Origin of the sequence: Pedobacter kyungheensis, assembly GCF_000812965.1 — a bacterium.
Lineage (GTDB): Bacteria > Bacteroidota > Bacteroidia > Sphingobacteriales > Sphingobacteriaceae > Pedobacter > Pedobacter kyungheensis.
Map to the genome: position 1 here is coordinate 137,185 of NZ_JSYN01000010.1, position 19,055 is coordinate 156,239.

The 19,055-nt window shown below is 39.6% G+C and carries 16 protein-coding genes; 3 read left to right on the plus strand and 13 right to left on the minus strand.

Annotated features, from left to right (window positions below):
- Positions 1–135 precede the first annotated feature (135 nt).
- The 12 genes from cysC to OC25_RS10325 all read right to left on the minus strand — a co-directional run bounded on the left by cysC (position 136) and on the right by OC25_RS10325 (position 9,571).
- On the minus strand, positions 136–711 hold the full coding sequence (gene cysC / locus OC25_RS10275; RefSeq protein WP_052266112.1) for an adenylyl-sulfate kinase: 576 nt from the start codon (positions 709–711) through the stop codon (positions 136–138).
- A 25-nt stretch (positions 712–736) separates the two neighbouring features.
- The gene (gene cysQ, locus OC25_RS10280; protein ID WP_039475281.1) at positions 737–1,510 is read right to left on the minus strand and encodes a 3'(2'),5'-bisphosphate nucleotidase CysQ; all 774 of its coding nucleotides are present in this window, start codon (positions 1,508–1,510) and stop codon (positions 737–739) included.
- Positions 1,500–2,531 (minus strand): sulfotransferase family protein, encoded by a 1,032-nt coding sequence (locus OC25_RS10285; RefSeq protein ID WP_039475285.1) that lies wholly within the window; start codon positions 2,529–2,531, stop codon positions 1,500–1,502. Before OC25_RS10285 ends, cysQ begins: the two co-directional genes overlap by 11 nt.
- Positions 2,528–3,760 (minus strand): chromate efflux transporter, encoded by a 1,233-nt coding sequence (gene chrA / locus OC25_RS10290; RefSeq protein ID WP_039475289.1) that lies wholly within the window; start codon positions 3,758–3,760, stop codon positions 2,528–2,530. Before chrA ends, OC25_RS10285 begins: the two co-directional genes overlap by 4 nt.
- A gap of 447 nt (positions 3,761–4,207) precedes the next feature.
- On the minus strand, positions 4,208–4,378 hold the full coding sequence (locus tag OC25_RS27885) for a hypothetical protein (protein ID WP_156131446.1): 171 nt from the start codon (positions 4,376–4,378) through the stop codon (positions 4,208–4,210).
- A 78-nt stretch (positions 4,379–4,456) separates the two neighbouring features.
- Positions 4,457–4,855, minus strand: a complete 399-nt coding sequence (locus OC25_RS10295; RefSeq protein ID WP_167335385.1) for an MmpS family transport accessory protein — start codon at positions 4,853–4,855, stop codon at positions 4,457–4,459.
- A 98-nt stretch (positions 4,856–4,953) separates the two neighbouring features.
- Positions 4,954–5,172: a VF530 family protein gene (locus tag OC25_RS10300; protein ID WP_039475296.1), complete on the minus strand. Its 219-nt coding sequence runs from the start codon at positions 5,170–5,172 to the stop codon at positions 4,954–4,956.
- A 20-nt stretch (positions 5,173–5,192) separates the two neighbouring features.
- Entirely contained in the window at positions 5,193–5,804 is a 612-nt protein-coding gene (locus OC25_RS10305) for a class I SAM-dependent methyltransferase (RefSeq protein ID WP_039475299.1), read from the minus strand.
- A gap of 3 nt (positions 5,805–5,807) precedes the next feature.
- The gene (locus OC25_RS10310; protein WP_039475302.1) at positions 5,808–6,215 is read right to left on the minus strand and encodes a RidA family protein; all 408 of its coding nucleotides are present in this window, start codon (positions 6,213–6,215) and stop codon (positions 5,808–5,810) included.
- Positions 6,216–6,330: 115 nt separating this feature from the next.
- Positions 6,331–8,310: a M1 family metallopeptidase gene (locus tag OC25_RS10315; protein ID WP_052266113.1), complete on the minus strand. Its 1,980-nt coding sequence runs from the start codon at positions 8,308–8,310 to the stop codon at positions 6,331–6,333.
- A 100-nt stretch (positions 8,311–8,410) separates the two neighbouring features.
- Entirely contained in the window at positions 8,411–9,154 is a 744-nt protein-coding gene (locus tag OC25_RS10320) for a carboxypeptidase-like regulatory domain-containing protein (protein WP_039475309.1), read from the minus strand.
- Between the two features lie 69 nt (positions 9,155–9,223).
- The gene (locus OC25_RS10325) at positions 9,224–9,571 is read right to left on the minus strand and encodes a Spx/MgsR family RNA polymerase-binding regulatory protein (protein WP_039475312.1); all 348 of its coding nucleotides are present in this window, start codon (positions 9,569–9,571) and stop codon (positions 9,224–9,226) included.
- 369 nt (positions 9,572–9,940) lie between these two features.
- On the opposite strand from OC25_RS10325, the gene OC25_RS27325 reads away from it, so the two are divergent.
- From OC25_RS27325 to OC25_RS10335, 3 genes are all read left to right on the plus strand, one after another.
- Entirely contained in the window at positions 9,941–11,479 is a 1,539-nt protein-coding gene (locus tag OC25_RS27325; protein ID WP_039475315.1) for a sensor histidine kinase, read from the plus strand.
- A 274-nt stretch (positions 11,480–11,753) separates the two neighbouring features.
- Positions 11,754–11,987 (plus strand): GIY-YIG nuclease family protein, encoded by a 234-nt coding sequence (locus OC25_RS28365; protein WP_245221956.1) that lies wholly within the window; start codon positions 11,754–11,756, stop codon positions 11,985–11,987.
- A 37-nt stretch (positions 11,988–12,024) separates the two neighbouring features.
- Complete coding sequence (locus OC25_RS10335; RefSeq protein WP_039475318.1) at positions 12,025–12,699, plus strand: LytR/AlgR family response regulator transcription factor; 675 nt, start codon at positions 12,025–12,027, stop codon at positions 12,697–12,699.
- Between the two features lies 1 nt (position 12,700).
- On the opposite strand, the gene OC25_RS26865 is transcribed toward OC25_RS10335, so the two are convergent.
- Positions 12,701–19,036 carry an alpha-2-macroglobulin family protein gene (locus tag OC25_RS26865; RefSeq protein WP_052266114.1) on the minus strand — a complete coding sequence of 2,112 codons (6,336 nt, stop codon included), beginning with the start codon at positions 19,034–19,036 and terminating at the stop codon, positions 12,701–12,703.
- Between the last annotated feature and the right edge of the window lie 19 nt (positions 19,037–19,055).

Below are 19,055 nucleotides of genomic sequence, written 5' to 3' on the forward strand. Positions count from 1 at the left end.
TTAGTCATTAAACAATTCACTTGTACAGCAAAACACTGCGCAATCGATTGACTAATCGGCCTAAATACCGGAAACGATCAAAAATGAATGAAGAAATGGAGATATTTTAAGCGGCTGCCAGCAAATGGCAAAATCTTAGGTACTAGATTTAAGCTGATGACTAATTGCACTAAACAGTCTGTTTGTGCTTTGGGTAGCGTTTTCAGTATTGGTTTTGATAACCAGATTGGCATGGGTTGAAGGCTCGAATTTTGCACTTACTCCCGTAAAATTGGTTATTAAATTTTGATTGGCATCCCTGTATAAACCTTTAACATCCCTTTCCTGGCAGATATTCAGCGGACAGTCAATAAAAACCTCAAAATAGCGGTCGCCAATGATTTCTGCAGCTAAGGTTCTTTGAGTCTGTAACGGGGTAATAAAAGAGCAAATGGTAATGATATTATTGTTTAACATCAGTTTGGCTATTTCTGCAGCCCTCCTGATATTTTCTGTACGATCTTGCTCACTAAAGCTCAAATCTTTATTGATACCTTCTCTCAAGGCATCTCCATCAAGCGCAACTGAAAAAAAGCCTTCTGCTTTTAATTGCTCACTCAACAGGTTAGAAATGGTTGTTTTGCCAGAACCAGAAAGGCCGAATAACCAAATCACCAGGCCGTTTTGGTCTGAAACGGGAAATAAATGATTAACTGTTGTTTGTTGTGGCATGAAATAGAGATGTTAGCTTTTAAAATTAATCAACTTTACATAAAAAGCCTTCATTTAACAGCGATTCTTTATTGTACAACATGGGCTTTCCAGATAAGGCAGTAATGCTGCAGCCACTGAACAAAATAATGGCATGGCCTGCAGCTGTATCCCACTCCATTGTAGGGCCCGTTCTTAAATAAATCTGCGCTTTGCCTTCAGCCAGAAGGCAAAATTTTAACGAACTACCTACAGCAATAGCATTTGTAACCGGGTACTGACTCAATATTTCCTTTTCCTTACCATCGGCATGCGACCGGCTAACTGCGGCGGTCCACGAAGCAGTATTTACAGCCTTAATTTGTTGTGGTGCTTCTCCTCGCAATTGTTTCCAGCTACCGATGGTTTCGCTACCGTAATATAATTTTCCTTGTACAGGCACGTAAATCACCCCCAAAACAGGTGTTTGTGCTCTAATAAGTGCAATATTCACCGTAAACTCGCCATTCTTTTTAATAAACTCCTTTGTTCCATCAAGCGGATCAACACACCAGAAATACCCGTAATCTTTCCGGTCCTTATAGGCTATACTTTTTCCTTCTTCGGATATAATTGGAATTGACGGATACAATTTTTTCAGCCCTGCACAAATGATATCGTTTGCCATTTTATCGGCAATGGTTAAAGGCGATGCATCACTTTTGGTTTCTACTTCAAAACCTTCTTCGCGATTATACACCGTTAATATTGCCTCACCTGCCGCCACGGCAATATCTAAAATGGCCTGGAGATGGATATTTTCAATAAAATTATTTTGCATGAACTGCTGTTTTCGGGTTTTTGATTCGTTTTAGTATTTCCAGCTGTGGGTTGCGTTTATCCAGATCCGATTGGCGGGCATTTTCCATAAACTGCTGTTTCATTTGGGCATTTTCGCTATTGAAAAGCGAAATATCTGCTTCAGGAATATACTGCCCCTCAACAGAAGGATTTACCAAAGTATAGCCAAGTGCTGTTAAAGTTTGCTGGTTGATTAGCTCAAATATATTGATTTCTTCGGCACTAAGTTCTTTTAAAAACTTGCGGGTATTGTCTTTAATGATGGGTTTAGCTAAATTCTCCCACATTTCGCCTGCATTGGCTGTAGCCAGCGATTCTTTTGAACGATGAAAATCGAGCATACGCTCAAAATACTCAATCTCGAGAAAATTGCATAACTTTTTGATCACCTCTTCAGGGTTGGCAATCAGTTCTTCGTAATTTAAAGCAAAAAAACGTTCGGGCTCAATTTGTTTTGACAGCTCAATACAAGCTGTTTGGTCTTTAAACCATTGTTGAGCCAAATGATAAATGTGCTTTTCGCCAACGATGGCTTTTTTAAAAGATAAAGCTACATCGCGCCCATCACGATATAAATAGATGTATTTAAGTCTGGGCGAATACTTTTCCAGCTCGCTGGCATAGTGTACGTTAGCCATACTTTTACAACACCAATATTTCGCTTTCTTTGTACGGGCTACAGATTCGTACACCAGACGGTTAATTTCAAATAAACTCTGCTCTTTCGAGTTTTCGTAAATCCAGACTTTATCCAGTTCAACCCCATCCCAGGGTACGGGATTGGCATTTACATAGTCTACCACATCACTAACCAGCTCCAGGTACCTTTCAGCTGTTAAGGGGGCATATAAATTTAACAAGGGAACAAAAGTAACCAAAATGTGAGGCGGATGTGGCGAAGCAATTTCTTCAGATTGATCTAAAATCACCCTCAACAGATTAGAGCCTGAGCGTTGCGTACCAATTATCTGGATGCCATGTGGACTGGAAATATTGTTCATGAAATAAAAGTGTTTAAAATGCCGAAAAGGATTGCACCCAGTATTAAATATACCGGACTCAATTTATATTTAAAACTTAGCACAAATGCAATTAGTGCTGTAGCACCAACTAAAATGGTGCGGGGTTGCATTAACAATATCTTAAAAGCAGAAGAAATAATGAGGCCAATTACGACTACTTTAATCCCCCCAACCATGCTTTTAATTAAGGGATGGTCTTTTGTACGGTTAAAGATTTTAGCGACCATAATCATCAATGCTGCTGCTGGCAGAAACATACAACAGGTTGCCAGCAAGGCACCCGAAAAGCCAGCCAGTTTATAACCGATAAAAGTAGAGCTTACTAAAATAGGCCCGGGTGTAACCTGACTAAAAGCAATGGCATCTATAAACTGTTTGGTATTTAACCAGTTTAAATCTTTAACAAATAGAGATTGCATAATTGGCACAATAACGTACCCTCCCCCAAATAAAGAGATACTGATCCCTGAAAAAACTGTTCCGATTTTTAAAAAAATATTAGGAAAACTTTTGAAAAAACCGCTTACAAATAAAACCTGATTGACAAATAAAACAACAAGTACCGATAACGAAACCGGGCTTAAACGCAGTTTGTATTTCACTTTAGGGCCGCCTAAAATCTCCCGGTAGTTATTCTTTTCTCTATCTATTAACAAACCGCCCATGGCCCCGGCCAGCATTAAAACGATGGTTAAAATATAACTTCCGGCAAGTAAATCGAGTACAATGGCTAACAAGAAAAGCGCTATTTTACTATAATTGAATGCTATTTCTTTTCGAAACAACTGTAAGCCAGTAGAAAAAATAATGATGCCAATGGTTGCCCCAACATACTGCATTATCGAAGTCCATTCGATTTTAAAACCATTTGAAAAGTAAACATAAGCCAGGCACAGGATAAGCAGGCAGGCAGGTAACAGCACCGCAAACATGCTCGTTATGGCACCCCATTTACCTTTAAGTGTATAACCAATGTTGGCCACAACATTTACTGCCATTGGCCCTGGCATAAAAGAAGCTACGGTTACGCTATCCAAAACAAGTTCGTTATCGATACTTTTATCCTGATCTACCATAATGGTCTGGATTAAAGATACCAGCGCCATGTGCCCACCAAAGCTTACACAACCAATTTTAAAAAAGGTAAAAAAGAGGTACCTCAGCGTTATTGCTTCCTTAGTTAAACCTCCCTGCACCGATAGCTCCATATTTTGATTTATTTAAGGTTTAACCTGATATTCTTTTTCTATAGGATGATAAATAACAGTAGTTAGTTTGGGATAGCCTGTATTTTTTGATCAGGTTTTCTAATAACCTAATTTATAGATTTTGGAGGAGATAAAAGCTTTAAAACTTTACGCAAACGTTTGATTAAAAATCTATTTTTGATAAAATTATCAATCCTGCTTAAATAGCTGAATAAGGCATAGTAAACCAATAAATTGACGAATTTTCCGTGTATTTTTATCTTTCGTTTTTAGAACTGATTTATGATACAAAATGGCAAAATTGGTTAAGTTGAAATGCTAAACAAACGTTTGCGTTAAATCCTTTTCATTTGTATCATAAAATAGCTTAAGGTCAACAACTTATATTTAACATAAATCCGGCCTGTAACAAAAAAGTCTTTCAGGTAACCTGAAAGACTTTCTATTTTAAGCTTTTGCTGCTGCTTTTTTGTGTTTTTTGTGATGATGATGTTTATGGCCTTTTTTGGTCTGTGTTTTTTCAGTTCCTGTTTTGGCTGGTGTGGTGGTTTGTGCGCTTACGGTATTAATGGTAAAAGCGGCTACTAATGCGATTACTAAAACTTTAATTGCTTTCATGTCTATTTAATTTAAAGATGAATAAACCTTGTTATTTTGTTTACTAAATCTCTAAAATCAATATGAAGATTTGATGAACTAAGGCAAATCGAAAGCAAGCATATAACTTAACCTTTTTCCGGTTTGTATGTATTCGGCAACTACTTTTCCATCAACCAGGATTTTGTATGTTGCCCGCGATTTTGTTTTCGCTTTAGCCAGTGTTTTAAGTTCTACATGGGTGCCTGTCTTTAGCGTTACCTGCTTTTCCCATTCACCGCTAATATTTTCTAATTTACTTTGCTTACCACTTTCATCGGTATAGGCAACATCGGCTTTTAAGTTTTCCTCAAAACCGACCTGATACGTTACGGTATAATTTTCTTTAAGGGGTACATCTATCTTTCCTTTCGATTTGGAATAAACAGTTGTCATAGTCGAAAAGGCGCAGCTACTTAAAGCAAGTATCAGCAAAAAACAATAGGCAATATTTTTCATAGGATAAGGTTTAGAAAAAGATGACGGGCATTTTAGCGAAAAGGTTGCAAGGTGACCGCAATTATTTAATGATATTAAAATCATTCAAAATGCAATCACTAATGAAAAGTATCCAGATACAAATCTTCTACCTTTTTACGTGCCCAGGGCATTCTTCTTAAAAATTTTAAGCTCGATTTGATGCTTTGGTTGTTATTAAAACAATCAATTCTGATTAGTGTTCCCAGTTTTTCCCATCCGTAATGCGTTTGAAGATCTGTTACAATTTTCTCTAAGGTAATACCATGCAGGGGATTGTTTTTTTGCTGTTCGGCCATGGTGCAAAGTTAAAGCAAAATTATTGAGGTTTATACTTTGCCATCCAAACATTTGCGCCACCACAATCGGGGTCATTTACCTGGTGTTTTAACACCACAAAATGATTGCTTTCGAGCAGTAAACGATATTCTTCAGTAGCTAATGAAGCATGAAACAGGTTCTCGCCACCGTTCATACCCCAGGCTTCTCCCCTTTCGGTACCAGAAGTAAACAATAAAAAACCATCAGGCTTCAGGTGATCCCTGAAAACTTCGAACATGGCAGGTTGATCTTCCGCAGGCAAATGAAAGAAACTATGCCAGGCAATAATCACATCAAATTTTTCGCCGAGTTGCATTTGGCGCATATCTAAAAGCATTAACCGGGTATCTGGAAAATTATTCCGGGCAAGTTCGATCATCTTTTCGCTCCCATCGATACCCACAGCACGAATATTGTGGGTAATGAAATATTCCAATATCGGTTTTCCATTACCGCAGCCTACATCCAGCATGCTGGCAATTGGCGGGAGCTGTTCAATAATCGCGTCTAGATAAGCACGTTCTACCGAATCGGCATAGCGGTTTTCGGCAAACCAATCGCCTATTTTATTGTAAACCTGATAAACGTTTTTGCGTTCTCCTTTTTCCATCCTTTAGCCTATTGCGGTTGCATCAATTTCAATCAACATGCCGGGTAAAGCCAAACGTTGCACCGGAATAAGCGTATTTACCGGAAACTTTAAGTCGGGCCAGATTTTAGTCGATTCTTCGATCAGTATCTGGTGTTTCTCTTCGTCGTAATCGACCACCAGCGTAGTTAGCTTGGCAATATTTTCCATTTTTAAACCTTTGCTGGCCAAAGCAATGGCAATATTTTCGAACACAATGGCCACCTGTGTGCTAAAATCGGCGCTTAAAATACCATCGGTTCTGCTCCCTCCCTGACCGGCAACAAATACCAGCTGGCTCCAGGCAGGAACTGCGGCAACATGCGAATAACCATGTGGACGTGGATCATAAATCCCTTCGGGATTGCTTATTTCTAATAGTGGATTACTCATGACATCTAATTTATTGCTAAACTAAGTGATATGGAAGATTAAACCGTCGGTACTTTGCAATAAAAAAAGCCTCCGGATCCGGGAGATCGGGAGGCTTTCAATGGATAGTAATGTTTTAATTACCTGTGGCTGTCCAGGTATTGTTATCAGGGTTCGAATCTGGTAATACTTTATTAGGATCTAAAGTCACCGATTCTATTTCTTCGGTTGTTGGGTAACGTACCAACCAGCTGGTATTTTTCATCCAAACATCAACAGGTACTTTTACGATATCAGTTTTACCGCTTTTGGTTTTAATCTGCAGAATAATCGGCATTGGCATTTTCTCCAGGTTTACTACTTTAATGTTATAGCCAGCTAGTTTATCGTCTTTTTTAACGGCTTCAACAGTTGCAATTCCCTGATCCATTTTCCAGCTGTTTAACCACCAGCTTCTCCAGAACCACGCCAAATCTTCGCCTGCCCCGTTTTCCATCGAGCGAAAGAAATCGAAAGGTGTTGGGTGTTTAAATGCCCAGTTTTTAATGTACTGGCGGAAAGCATAATCGAAACGGTCTTCGCCTAAAATCTGGTTTCTTAAAATATCTAATCCCCAGCCTGGTTTGCTATACAAGTTAACACCAATATTACGTTCGGCCATTCCATCAGGCATTTGCATAATGTTTTCGAAAGCCGGATTGCCGATCACAGCTTTACCAATCCTGTTCATATCAGTTGGTGCACTGGCGTACTCCCCATGGTTAAAGTTGCTTTTTGAGATACCATTGATGAACGTATTGAAACCTTCATCCATCCAGCCATATTTACGTTCGTTCGAACCTACAATCATCGGGAACCAGGTATGGCCAAATTCATGATCGATTACGCCCCAGGCACTTCCTTTTTTGGCCGTCCAGCCACAAAATACAATACCCGGATATTCCATACCACCAATATTGGTTGCTACGTTAACCGCCATTGGATATGGATATTCGAACCATTTTGATGAATAGTGCTCGATTGTAGATTTTACATATTCTACACCACGGCCATAGCTATCAACACCATTACTTTCTACCGGCTGCGCCGAAACGGCCAAACCTGTTTTACCACTTGGCAGTTTATACCTTGCCGCATCTAAAACAAAAGCTTTTGATGAAGCCCAGGCCGCATCGCGGGCATTTAAAATTTTAAACTTCCAGGTTAATTTATCTTTCGCCGGACGGGATGCCGGATCGGTAACCTCGGCTTCTGTGCGGATATGTACCGTAGCATCGCTTGTTTTAGCAGCATTCCATCTTTGCAATTGCGTTGGGGTAAAAACTTCAGCAGGGTTTAACAACTCACCCGAACCCATAACAATGTGGCTTGCCGGGGCAGTAATTGCGAAATTGATATCACCGTACTCGCAGTAAAACTCACCTCCGCCCCAGTAAGGCAAAGTATTCCAGCCAATTACATCGTCGTATACCGACATGCGTGGAAACCATTGCGCAATGGCAAAAATCTCCCCGTTTTTAGTAGTTAAATGCCCGGTTCTATCCGATCCTTCTTTGGGTACGATATACGAATAATCCATTTTAATGGTAATGATATCGCCATTTGGAGCCATTGGCTGATCTAAACGGATTTGCATACGGGTATCTTCTACCAGTGAAGTAAATTTTACCGCAGCAGCTTTTTGCGATACACTGATGTTCTGGATTTTATATCCACCATCAAACTTTTCGCCTTGCGCACCATAACGGCTGCGCGAAGGGGTAATGGCATAACCACGCGAGGTTTCTTTAAAAGTATTCTGATCTAACTGCAACCATAAGTAAGGCAATTTATCAGGACTGTTATTTTTATAGGTGATAGTTACGGTTCCGCTAACCATATTCTTGGTATCGTCAAGGTTAGCTGTAATGTTATAATCTACACGGTTTTGCCAGTACTTAGCGCCCGGAGTGCCGTTAGCCGAACGGAATTCATTTCCATTTTGGGTATAAAATAGTGGCCCAAATGCCTCAGCCGGATTATAATTGCTGGTTGGTGCAGGTGTAGTAGCCTGTTGGGCAGATGCTGAAAACGCAAAAGCACAACAAACCATACAAAAAGTAAATAGTTTAGTCATATTCATGATATAATAAGGTTGTATTGTGGAGGTAAATATAAAAAATAACCACATATAGATTTATATGTGGTTATAATGTTACCAATCAGCTAGTAATTGGTTATTGATCTGCCTTTAATTTTGGCAAATCCTGCAATTTTCTTTCCTGTGGGGTTAATTTTTTCCAGGCAACAAAAGCCCGCGAAATATAAAAGCTATAGCGGAATGGTCTTTCGCCTTTTACAGCCTCAACCGAAGGGCGGTAAATAATCATGAAGTTTTTAAGTTCTTCGCCTTCCAGCTTGGTTAGATCAGTAATGGCCTTTGCAGTAAAGTTCTCGTCAATTTCCTCCATGTACATCTCTTTCTCCTCTAAATCGGCTTCTTTACGCTGTTGCCTTTTGTACTTGCCGTAGCCCAGGTTCAGGTTTAAACCACCAACTTTATCTGTCATTCGTTTACGGTTCAGGTTTCCTCCGGTACTAAGCAAGGTATATTTTTCGGCCAGGGGGTCTTTCGCATCAGTAATCTGGCTGTTCATTCTTACCGCACTGATATTTACATCTTTCAAATTATTGGTTTTAACCGGCAGGTAAATGGTCCGGTTTAACAGATTGGTTAAATATAAGGTATCGGTATGGTAACCCACGGCAGAAAATTCGATCAGATCGCCAACGTTGGCCCCAATGGTATACCTTCCCTCTTTATTGGTAGTAGTTGTTTTTTTACTGTTCAGATTTCTAATGGTTACACCAGGTAATGAAAGTGTTTTCTTCGAAAAATCGAAAACTGTACCTGTAGTAACCGTTTGTGCAAAAGCACCAAAAGGCAGAGCCAGCAATAGAAAAATGATTAGTTTGCGCATATTCAAAAGTAATTTAGTTATTCGTTTAAAATCTGCTTTTAACAAACTTTAACATTATAACAAACGGAATTAGATTAGTGTTTTTAAATAATTATCCTCATCAAAACCGATTAATACAGCCTTGTTGTTTTGCTCAATAACCGGACGCTTAATGGCACTGGTATTTTCTTTTAAATAGGCAATAGCTAAGTCCTGATTATTGATTGCTGCCTGCTCTTCTTTAGTCAGCTTTTTCCAGGTTAAGCCTTTGCGGTTAAGCACGGTTTCCCAGCCAAAAATATTGCACCACTCGTTTAACTTTTCGGTAGTAATGCCCTTTTTCTTAAAATCGTGAAATTCGAAATCAATTTGGTTTGCCTTTAACCAATCGAGCGATTTTTTAACTGTATTGCAATTTGGAATTCCGTAAACGGTCATAATAAATTAAATGAGTGAATTATTGAATGATTAAATGAAAACACTTAATCTTAAAAATTTAGTCAAAGATAATAAATAACCTGATAGCGGTTGATTACGATCGACTTAATTCAAATAGCCGATTGACTAAAATAACCATCAGATGGAAACATCTGACGGCGCAGTAATGCATTCATGTAAGATGTATGGTGGAAAGTGGGAATATTCGGTCAAAGTTTCATCCTATCTGATCTTAAAATCTTTCAATCCTAAAAATCCTGTCCAACACATGGACCGTAGTCGTTCGTCACATTTTTAGCCCTGTCTGTCACATTTTAAATATTGGTATTATTGCGCTTTGTAAAATTGTGGCATAAACAAATCAACACAATGGAAATTATTTCTGGCAATCCTGCTTCCGAAAAAGCAAAAAACATTAACCAACTAGAGTTCTGGATCTCAACCACACTCTATATCCTGGCATTGATCAGCATTTGTACACAAACCACCTATAATTCGGGATATTCCTATCATTTTAGCGCAAGCAGTATCGAATACAGCGTAATGAAGAACTTTTTCCTGCCCGAAATGTTCAAAATCAGTGTGGTGTATATCAGTTTTCTGTTGTTCAACTTCTGTTTTATGCCACAGCTATCAAGGAAGAATAATATTGCACTAAACATTATACTTTCAATTTTGGTGACCGGCTTTTCTATTGTAGGCTGGATGGTGGCCAATACTTACGCACAGGCTTATCGCTTAGTCGACTTCGACAACATGAGCAATGCTTACGATATGCTTTTTGGTGAGGCCTTTACCTACGTATTTTTCCTGTACCTTTTATTTAATGCATACGCCTTTTTTAACGAAAGGGGCCTTGAACTATTAAATAAAATCCAGTTTTTAAGGGATTACAATCACAATATTGTTCAGGAGATTTTTACTACTACCCGGATCTGGCTGATTTCGCTTTTGGTGTTTGCAGCTGTGCTTTCATTTAAGCTGGATTATGATTTACTGGTTATCTGGCTAATTGCGCCTCCGGTAAATATTTTTCTTGCCTTCTGTTCTATTTATTACATTATTCCAAACCTGCGTAAAAACCAGAAAGGTTTTGGCCGTTACTTTTGGGGTAATGTGGCTGTTAGTTCACTCATCACGCTCCTGTTGTTAATTATGCTGGTTCCGTTTATGCGCAATGGCGAGACTGTGCCGGTTACATTAATATTAGCCGCCATAGCGATGGTTTGTATTACCACCCCATTGGCCTGGTACATTTATAAAAACAAATTCGAGAAGCAAACGGAAATCCAGATGCTGAAAACCGAACTGGGCAAATCAGATGCAAGTTTAAATTTCTTAAAATCTCAAATCAATCCTCACTTTTTATTTAATGCTTTAAATACACTGTTTGGTACGGCTTTGCAGGAAAATGCCGAGAGAACAGGCGAAGGTATCCAGAAACTCGGCGATATGATGCGTTTTATGTTGCACGAAAACACGCAGGATAAGATTTCTCTTACGCGCGAAGTAGAATACCTGAACAATTATATCGACCTGCAAAAATTACGCACTTCACGGTCAGCAGATATTCGCATTGAAGCCCAGATTGAAGAGCAGATCAACAACCTGCAGATTACCCCTATGTTGCTGATCCCCTTTATCGAAAATGCTTTTAAACATGGCATCAGCCTGCAACAACCTTCCTACATCAAAATGACTTTACAGACTAAAGAAAGTACCTTATACTTTGATGTAAGCAACAGCATTTACATTAAGGCTGATAATGACCCCGAAAAATTAAAAAGTGGTATCGGGCTCGAAAATGTAAAACAACGTCTTTCGTTGCTTTATCCAGGCAAGCACGAATTAATTATCCGCGAAAGTGCCAATGAGTTTTTTGTACATTTAACGTTGGAGTTGGTTTAGTTCTTCGAATTGACTCAGGATGGCAATTCGATGTCTTCTTAAAGCTTGTCACGCTGAGGTGTAATTTATTGTATAAAATCAATATAACTGACAGCCTCTTCCGGGGTCGTCATTTCGAGCGGCCCCGATAGCTATCGGGGGCAACGTAGTCGAGAAACCTGTCTAAATAGATTTCTCCATTCCGCCACCGGTGAAGAACCGGCCGGCTCCAGTCGAAATGACGATTTTTCTACGCAGTCTGTCAATGGTAGCGGAGTCAAAGCGTCTTTAAAGCATAAAACATAAAAACGCTGTAAACCCAACTTGTTATACTGCTGGGAGAAGACCATTAGTTTTAGTATTTTGCGAACACTTTGAAGATGTAAATGAAGCCATAGAATTTGAAAAACAAGTTAAAGGCTGGTCAAGGAAAAAGAAAGAGGCGATTATAAATGACAATTGGGATAAGCTTAGGCCACTTTCAGTTTGCAACAATATAACCAGCCATAAAAATTACAAAAAACAGTAGGCTTCGACTCCGCTCAGCCTGACACCGACGAGAAAAAATGATTGCCATTGCTATAGATGATGAACCCATTGCATTAGATATTATAAAATCGCATTCCTCAAAAGTTCCGTTTATCACTTTGCAGGAGACTTTTACCGATGCTTTTGCGGCCATCACTTACCTTCAGCAACACAAAATTGACCTGATTTTTCTCGACATTAAAATGCCGGATATTAGTGGGATTGATTTTTTAAAAAGCCTGAGCAAGCCACCTATGGTTGTTTTTACCACCGCCTATACCGAACATGCCGTACAAAGTTTCGAACTTGATGCGGTTGATTACCTGCTCAAGCCCTTTTCCCTTTCGCGCTTTTTAAAAGCCTGCAATAAGGCACATGAGCTGTTTAACCTGCGGAGCGAAAAACAGGAGACCAAAGCCAGCCACATTTTTATTAAAGATGGCTACGAACAGGTAAAAGTAGAACTGGATGAAATTTTATACATCGAAGCATCGGGCAATTATACCCAAATTCAGCTTAAAAACAAACTGCTAAGCTCGCGCATCACCATTAACGATCTGGCCGATCTACTACCCAAAACAGATTTTATCCGTTGTCACCGGGCGTTTATTGTAGCTAAAAATAAAATATCCAGATTTGACCGCAGCCAAATCTGGATAGAAGAAAAAGTTATTCCAATTGGAGCCACCTACAGCGGCATCCAACTTACCTAGCTTACTTTACATTCACACGTATTCCTGCCGAATGGGTCGTAAACTCAGGTGCATACATGCTTTGCAAAGTGGTAATACCGTTCGAAAAATTGCCGGAGTGTGTAACCCTTAACGGATATTCGAACACATAAGTACCTTTAGGCATGTAACTGATAAAGAAATTGGTCGAAGCATCTTTGGCACTTTCGTAATAGCCCAAACCATCCTGGTACTTATACCTCGAAATTACATTAACCGGTTCAAAGCCAGATGAGCGCATATCTTTTAAGTGGATGTACTCCATATCGCGATCGCAAACTATTTCTACCCTTACTTTTACCAAATCGCCGGGCGCTAAAACATTAGTAGCGGTTAAAGGAGTTAAAATATTACCCGTATTGCCGGCCTTTTGTAAAAACAGCTGTTTTTTAATTTTAACACCTGTACTGGCCGGTGTAATTTTATCCAGTTGTTCAAAATATTGCCAGTACAAGGCACCCCAGGCAACGGTTTGGTTGTTATTTTTAACTTGCACCCTGCCCATTTCTGGTTTTACGTTTACACCTGCGATCGTTACTTTCTGATATCCTGTGCCCGCTTCTTTTACAGCCTCCGGACCTTGCAAATCGTTTAGTTTCTGATTACCGATAGTGATTTCCGGTTCATTGCTTTCACTTAGCAAATCAGTGCCTTTCATCAATAAAGCATAACAGGCCGCAACTGTAGCCTTTGTAGTTTTCCAATCGTTGGTTTGTTTATTTTTCAGCAACCAGATTTTCATTTCCTCAACAGCTTTCGCATCACCGGCTACTTCATCAAAAGCTTCGATCAGCAAAGCTTGTGTTTCAACCGGACTTTGGTACCACCACCAGCCCGCTTTATTTTTAACCCAGTACATACCCAGCTCCTCACTTTGTTGTGCGGTCTGTTTAAGTAAGGTGATGATCTTTTGAGCTTCTGACCCACTGCCATTTCTGCTTAAAACCAAAGCGGTTTGCGCCAACTGATAGGTATCGAAAGTTTTCCAGTTTGCGGTTAATCTTTTCAGGTAAAAATCTCTCGCTTTTACAAAGTCTGCATTCGTATTTTTCGGATTGCTGTAACTTCTGGCAAATAAATAATGTAGTGGCAGATAGCCGAAGTGATTTCCTTTCAGTTCCTGTTTATAATCCTGAACCAATTGCGCATCTAAATAAGCAATGGCTTTATTGAGTATGGTATTAAAACCCGGATAAGCTTTTTCATCGACCATTTTCAGTTTTTTTAGCTGCCCCATACCTAAAACAATGTGCTGGGTAATGTAGCGATCTTCTCTCATGCCGGTAAACCACGGAAATGCACCATTGTTGTACTGCATTTTGACCAGCTTATCGTAATTGTTCTTCAATTCATAGGTCATCCGGTTTAAATCGAAAAGTACAGCCAGGCGTTTTTTACGTTCGCTTTCGTTATCGGCATTGCGTACCCATGGTGTTTCTTCGAGTAAAACGGCTTTTAGTTCCTGATTTTTCTCCAGATTGGATAAAAGCGCTTCACCGTTGTTGGTGTTTTGCCACTGCGCAAAAACTGTTTTAATTTTTGGCGATGAATTGATGATTCCCGTAGCAAAGCTATTGGCATAAAAGCGGCTGAAAGTTTGTTCGGCACACTCGTAAGGGTACTCCATCAGATAAGGTAAGGCCTGTACGGCATACCAAACCGGGTTGGAGGTAAACTCGAAGGTTAAACTTTGGTTGCGTAAAGTTTTCGATGCACCTGATTTTTCGAGTTTTTCCATATTAAATGTTCTAGTGCTGTTACCGCGCACGTTTACCGGCATACTTTCGGTTACCAGCATGGCATTCGGTAACACCGGAATGGTATTTTCTTCGCCATCGCTAAACTTGCCACTTTCAGCCAAAACCTTGTAGGTAATGGCACTGATACCCGATGGGATAATCAATGTCCATTTTAAAACCGAACTACCTTCATTGTCCACTTCAAAAGCTTTTTCAGGTTTATCTGCCAGACCAAAAATCTGAATTGGTTTGCCTGTTAATGCATCGGTTAAGGCTAAACTGGCCTTACCATCCAGTTTTTTACCAGCTAAATTGTTCAGCTTAGCACTTAACAAAATGGTATCGCCTTCGCGGAAAAACCGTGGTGTATTAATCGCAATGGCGAGTTGTTTCTGAGTAACAAGCTCTTTGGTAACCGATGCCGTTTTTAAATCTTTGGTGTGGGCAAAACCCATCATTTTATAACGTGTTAACGATTGTGGAATGGTAAATTCGATCTTGATTTCGCCATTGGCATCGATTAACAATTGCGGATAGAAAAATGCCAGTTCGTTGAAATTGGTACGGGCAACCACCTCTGTTTTTTTATTTGACCGGCCTTCAACTTCCTGACGTAATGTAGGCTCCCCAACAGCAAATTCAAGTTTATCTCTGGAACCTTCACCTACTGGAGAGACAATAAGCCCAGCCACCTTGCCCTCCAATGGTGCACTCGACACCTGGGTAACAGAACCAGTCATACTTGCCTTTCGTTGTGTTCCATATCCTACTACCATTACCTCATTTAAGGCTTGTCCATCAGCCTTCAGGGTTATGTCCATTCTCTTTTTATTCCCCACAACCACGGTTTGGTTCTTAAAACCGATGTAAGCAAAACTAATCTTATCGCCGGCTTTGACATCGATGGTGTATATACCGAATACATTGGTGGTGGTTACCGATTTACCTGACCTGATCTGCACACCGGGTAATGTTTCTCCCTGATCATCGAACACCACACCATAGGTCAACTTGCCCTTTTCAAGCTCAGCCAGTTTTTGAATAGCTTCTGGCAATAACCCTTTCTTTTTGCCCCGCTTTAGGTTACTAATGTAGTTGCGGTAAGCGTAATTGTAACCGCCATAATAACTGTAACCAAAGAGATTAAGGTTTTCGTACTTACGGGTAATGGTAGCGTAATCGATGCCTGACCTTAAAAACCATAAATAGCCTGGATTAGCCTTATTGTTGGTATTAAATGTCCAATTGTAGAAGTAGTAGTTAAAACTGGTTTGTAAAGAAGGGTTCCAATCCATTTTCTTAAAGTCGTCCAGACTGGCATCGTAAAGGGTGGCAATCATTTCGGCCATTTGCTTTTCGCCATTGCTATTGCTGATTTGCAATTTCCAGTTTTCCTTTTCTCCGGGTTGCAATTTATCCCTGAAGGTTAAAAATTTTATATCGAGCGCTTTTTTAGGATCCAGCATCCTAACCTGTTGCATTGAATTGTAAACCATGCCCTCATGCACCATAATAAACTGCACTGCAAAGCCATCTTCATAATTGGCATCGGGTTTAATGGTCACGATGCTTTGTTTAGTTGAGAGGTTAAGCCAAACTTTACGGGTAACACTATCGCGGTAATACACTTCATAATAGCCCTTACTGTTATCAGATAAACCCGCCAAACGAAAAACAGCACTTTCACCAGGTTTAATTACACTTGCCACTGTACTTACCCACTCTGCATTGGATTGGATTTGGGCTGGCTGCTCATGGTAAACCACCAGATATTTATCTACTTTAATGGTATCATTTTGCCCGTTAATGGCTGTTAAATTAATTTTGTAGTAGCCTGGTTTTAAATCGCGCTGGCTAAATTCCAAATTGCCCCTGCCACTTTTAACAGTAAGATTTTGTTTCAGTTCTACTGATTTTACCGGCCATTTGGCCACTTCCAGTTCATTGTTATAATCTTCATCAGGGAAAATTTTGATAAACTCCTCTTTGGTCATGGTATACTTTTCGGCATAAAACGGACTTTTATTCATCAACCTTGACGGAGCCTGCAACAAACTCCATTCGGCTTTAACACTGGCCTTAATGGGTTCGTTATTTAAGTTGCTCACCCAAAAATCAAGGCTATCCCGCTTACTATCCACATAAATAACCTGTTCGCCACTCACGCTCAGATTAATATCTTTTCGCCCTGCATTAACTGAAGTGGTTTTGCTCCGGGTTTCGCCATTTAAATCGATTACTTCTACTTCAATATCATAACTGTAATTCAGTTTCGTATCAATAGCTTTTGCAAAAAATGTAATATCAAATTTGCCTCCTGCCCTGGTTGTTGTTTTACCAATAGCCACTTGTTTTCTTTCAAAGGCACGTGAACCATAAATAGCCGATTGCTCCACATTATTTAACCGATAATCGTAAAGCGCCCTGCGAAAAACCTTATAATTCACACTGGCGTTACTTACCGAATATCCCGAAAAAGCGTTGGCCTTGCCCATAACCTTAATGCTGTCGTTTAGTTTATATCGCTGGTTGGGTTTATCAAAAACGACTTCGAAAGTTGGCCTCTTATACTCTTCTACCTGCACGGCAATTTGACCATCATAAGTGCCGATGGTCATCTGCCCATTTAATTTGCCCATTGGAATGCTGAACGATCCCTGAAAGGTACCGTAATCATTACTCGTTACACTGGTTGTGGCAATTTTCTTTCCATTGGCATCCATAAAATAAACTTCGAGTGTTTTATTTACCTCAATTTTGTTTTTGCCATCGTTTGATAACAAGCATAAACCTTTGTAGTAAACAGTTTGCCCCGGCCGGTAAATGGGCCTATCGGTAAAAAAGATCACACGGTTTTCGTCTTCCTTATCCCGATAGTAATTGTAATTGTTGATGTTGAATTTCAGTTCATCTTTACCCAGCGTAACCAGTGCCCAGGATATGTTATTATTGATTTCACTGGTGCTGGCATACCCCTGATCGTTAGTGGTGAGCAAAGCACCGTTAACATATTTACGGGTATTGTAATCGTATCGCTGTTGCTGAATTTTAACGTTTTTTAAAGGAGCACCATTGTTAAGCTGACTCACAAAATATTCGTGTTTATCGATATTAATCCTGTTGATTACTGCCATACCGGTGACCTGAAAATTGATTATACTGTAAACGGTATCCTGCTGTGCGCGGTTAATGGTCTGGGCAATTAAGGTGTAATCGTTAAAAGGCAAACCCTCCATTTTATCAATTAAAGTATGTGTCTGGTAATCGCTGGTTTTGGGTACTACTACCATCCACTCTTTTAAAGTCTTTTTATTTTTCAGGAAATCGAAAAAATCCTTTTTGCTATCAAACTGCTGATACTCATTTTTATCTTCAGGTTTTTTAAAAAGCTTGAAATATACCGTATCAACATTTTTATATGACAAATGCAGTTGGGCAGCTTTTTCGGGCTGTAAATAGCCTTTGGTTTGGATGGTAAGCTGGCTGCTTTTAATCTGGCTAATTAAATTTTCAGCATTTTTTGCGCCGATACTTTTAGGATAACTTTTGATAGCCTTTTCAGCCAGGGCAACTGCCGTGATCAGATTTTGTTTGTTGGTATCAATCTGCAGCACTGCATTTTTATGAATCAAAGCTTGCTCATACAAAACATCGGCATAAACTTCGCTCCCCATACTTTGTTCGGCCAAACGGCTTAAAGCTGATGCAAAAGCTTCGGGATTATCGCTCATAAAATACTGCCGAACAAATTTGAGCCTGCTCAGGTCAACATCGGTGAGGGCAGGTAAATTATTATTGCTTTGATGAAAACTGATTAGGTTTTTGAATAACTGCAGCGCCTGTATCTTAAATGAAATACTATCAACAGATAATTTAACGGCTAAAAAATCAGCGCGGCTACCCAATAATGCCGGATTGTTTTTATCCAGCAACTCATCATCGTAACTGGTCAGGTTGATTTGTGTATTGCTAAAAACATCAATAGCACGGTGTGCCAGTAAATCGTAAAGTGTTGGCCTGAAATTCCTGCTGCTTTTATCTCCTGCTAAAACTGCATCTAAAACATCAACTTTAGTTTGTTGTAAAAGCGAAACTTCATTTAATGATAAGAGGTAATATTTTACAGTTTCTTTATTCAGTTTTTTGATGTCCCAGGTTTTAATATCATCGCCAATTTCGCCCTGTACTTCGGTTCGTTGCATAATCTGCCAGTTATTATCTCTCAGGTAATTCCAGTAGGTTTCGGCCAGCAGCGATTGCAGGATACTTTTTTCGGGTTGTTTGGCGATGTTGATATCCTGACGTAAATCGATCAGGATTTGGTTAAAGGCATCTTCTTCCAGATAGCTTTGAAACAACATGCGATAAATTACCGATTTGATAATTAAAGGCGTGTTATGTGTTTCGCGTGCCTGTTTGTTAATTTTTCCAATCAATGCCAGGGCATCTTTAGGCTGGGCGCGGTTGGCAATCGAATCTACCCGGTAAAAATCATCTAAAGTATATTGCTGCGCCGATACATTTAGCGAAAATAAAAAGGTGCAACAAATGGAAGCGAAAAAGCGTAAAAATTGGTTCATAAATAACTGAGGTTTTAAT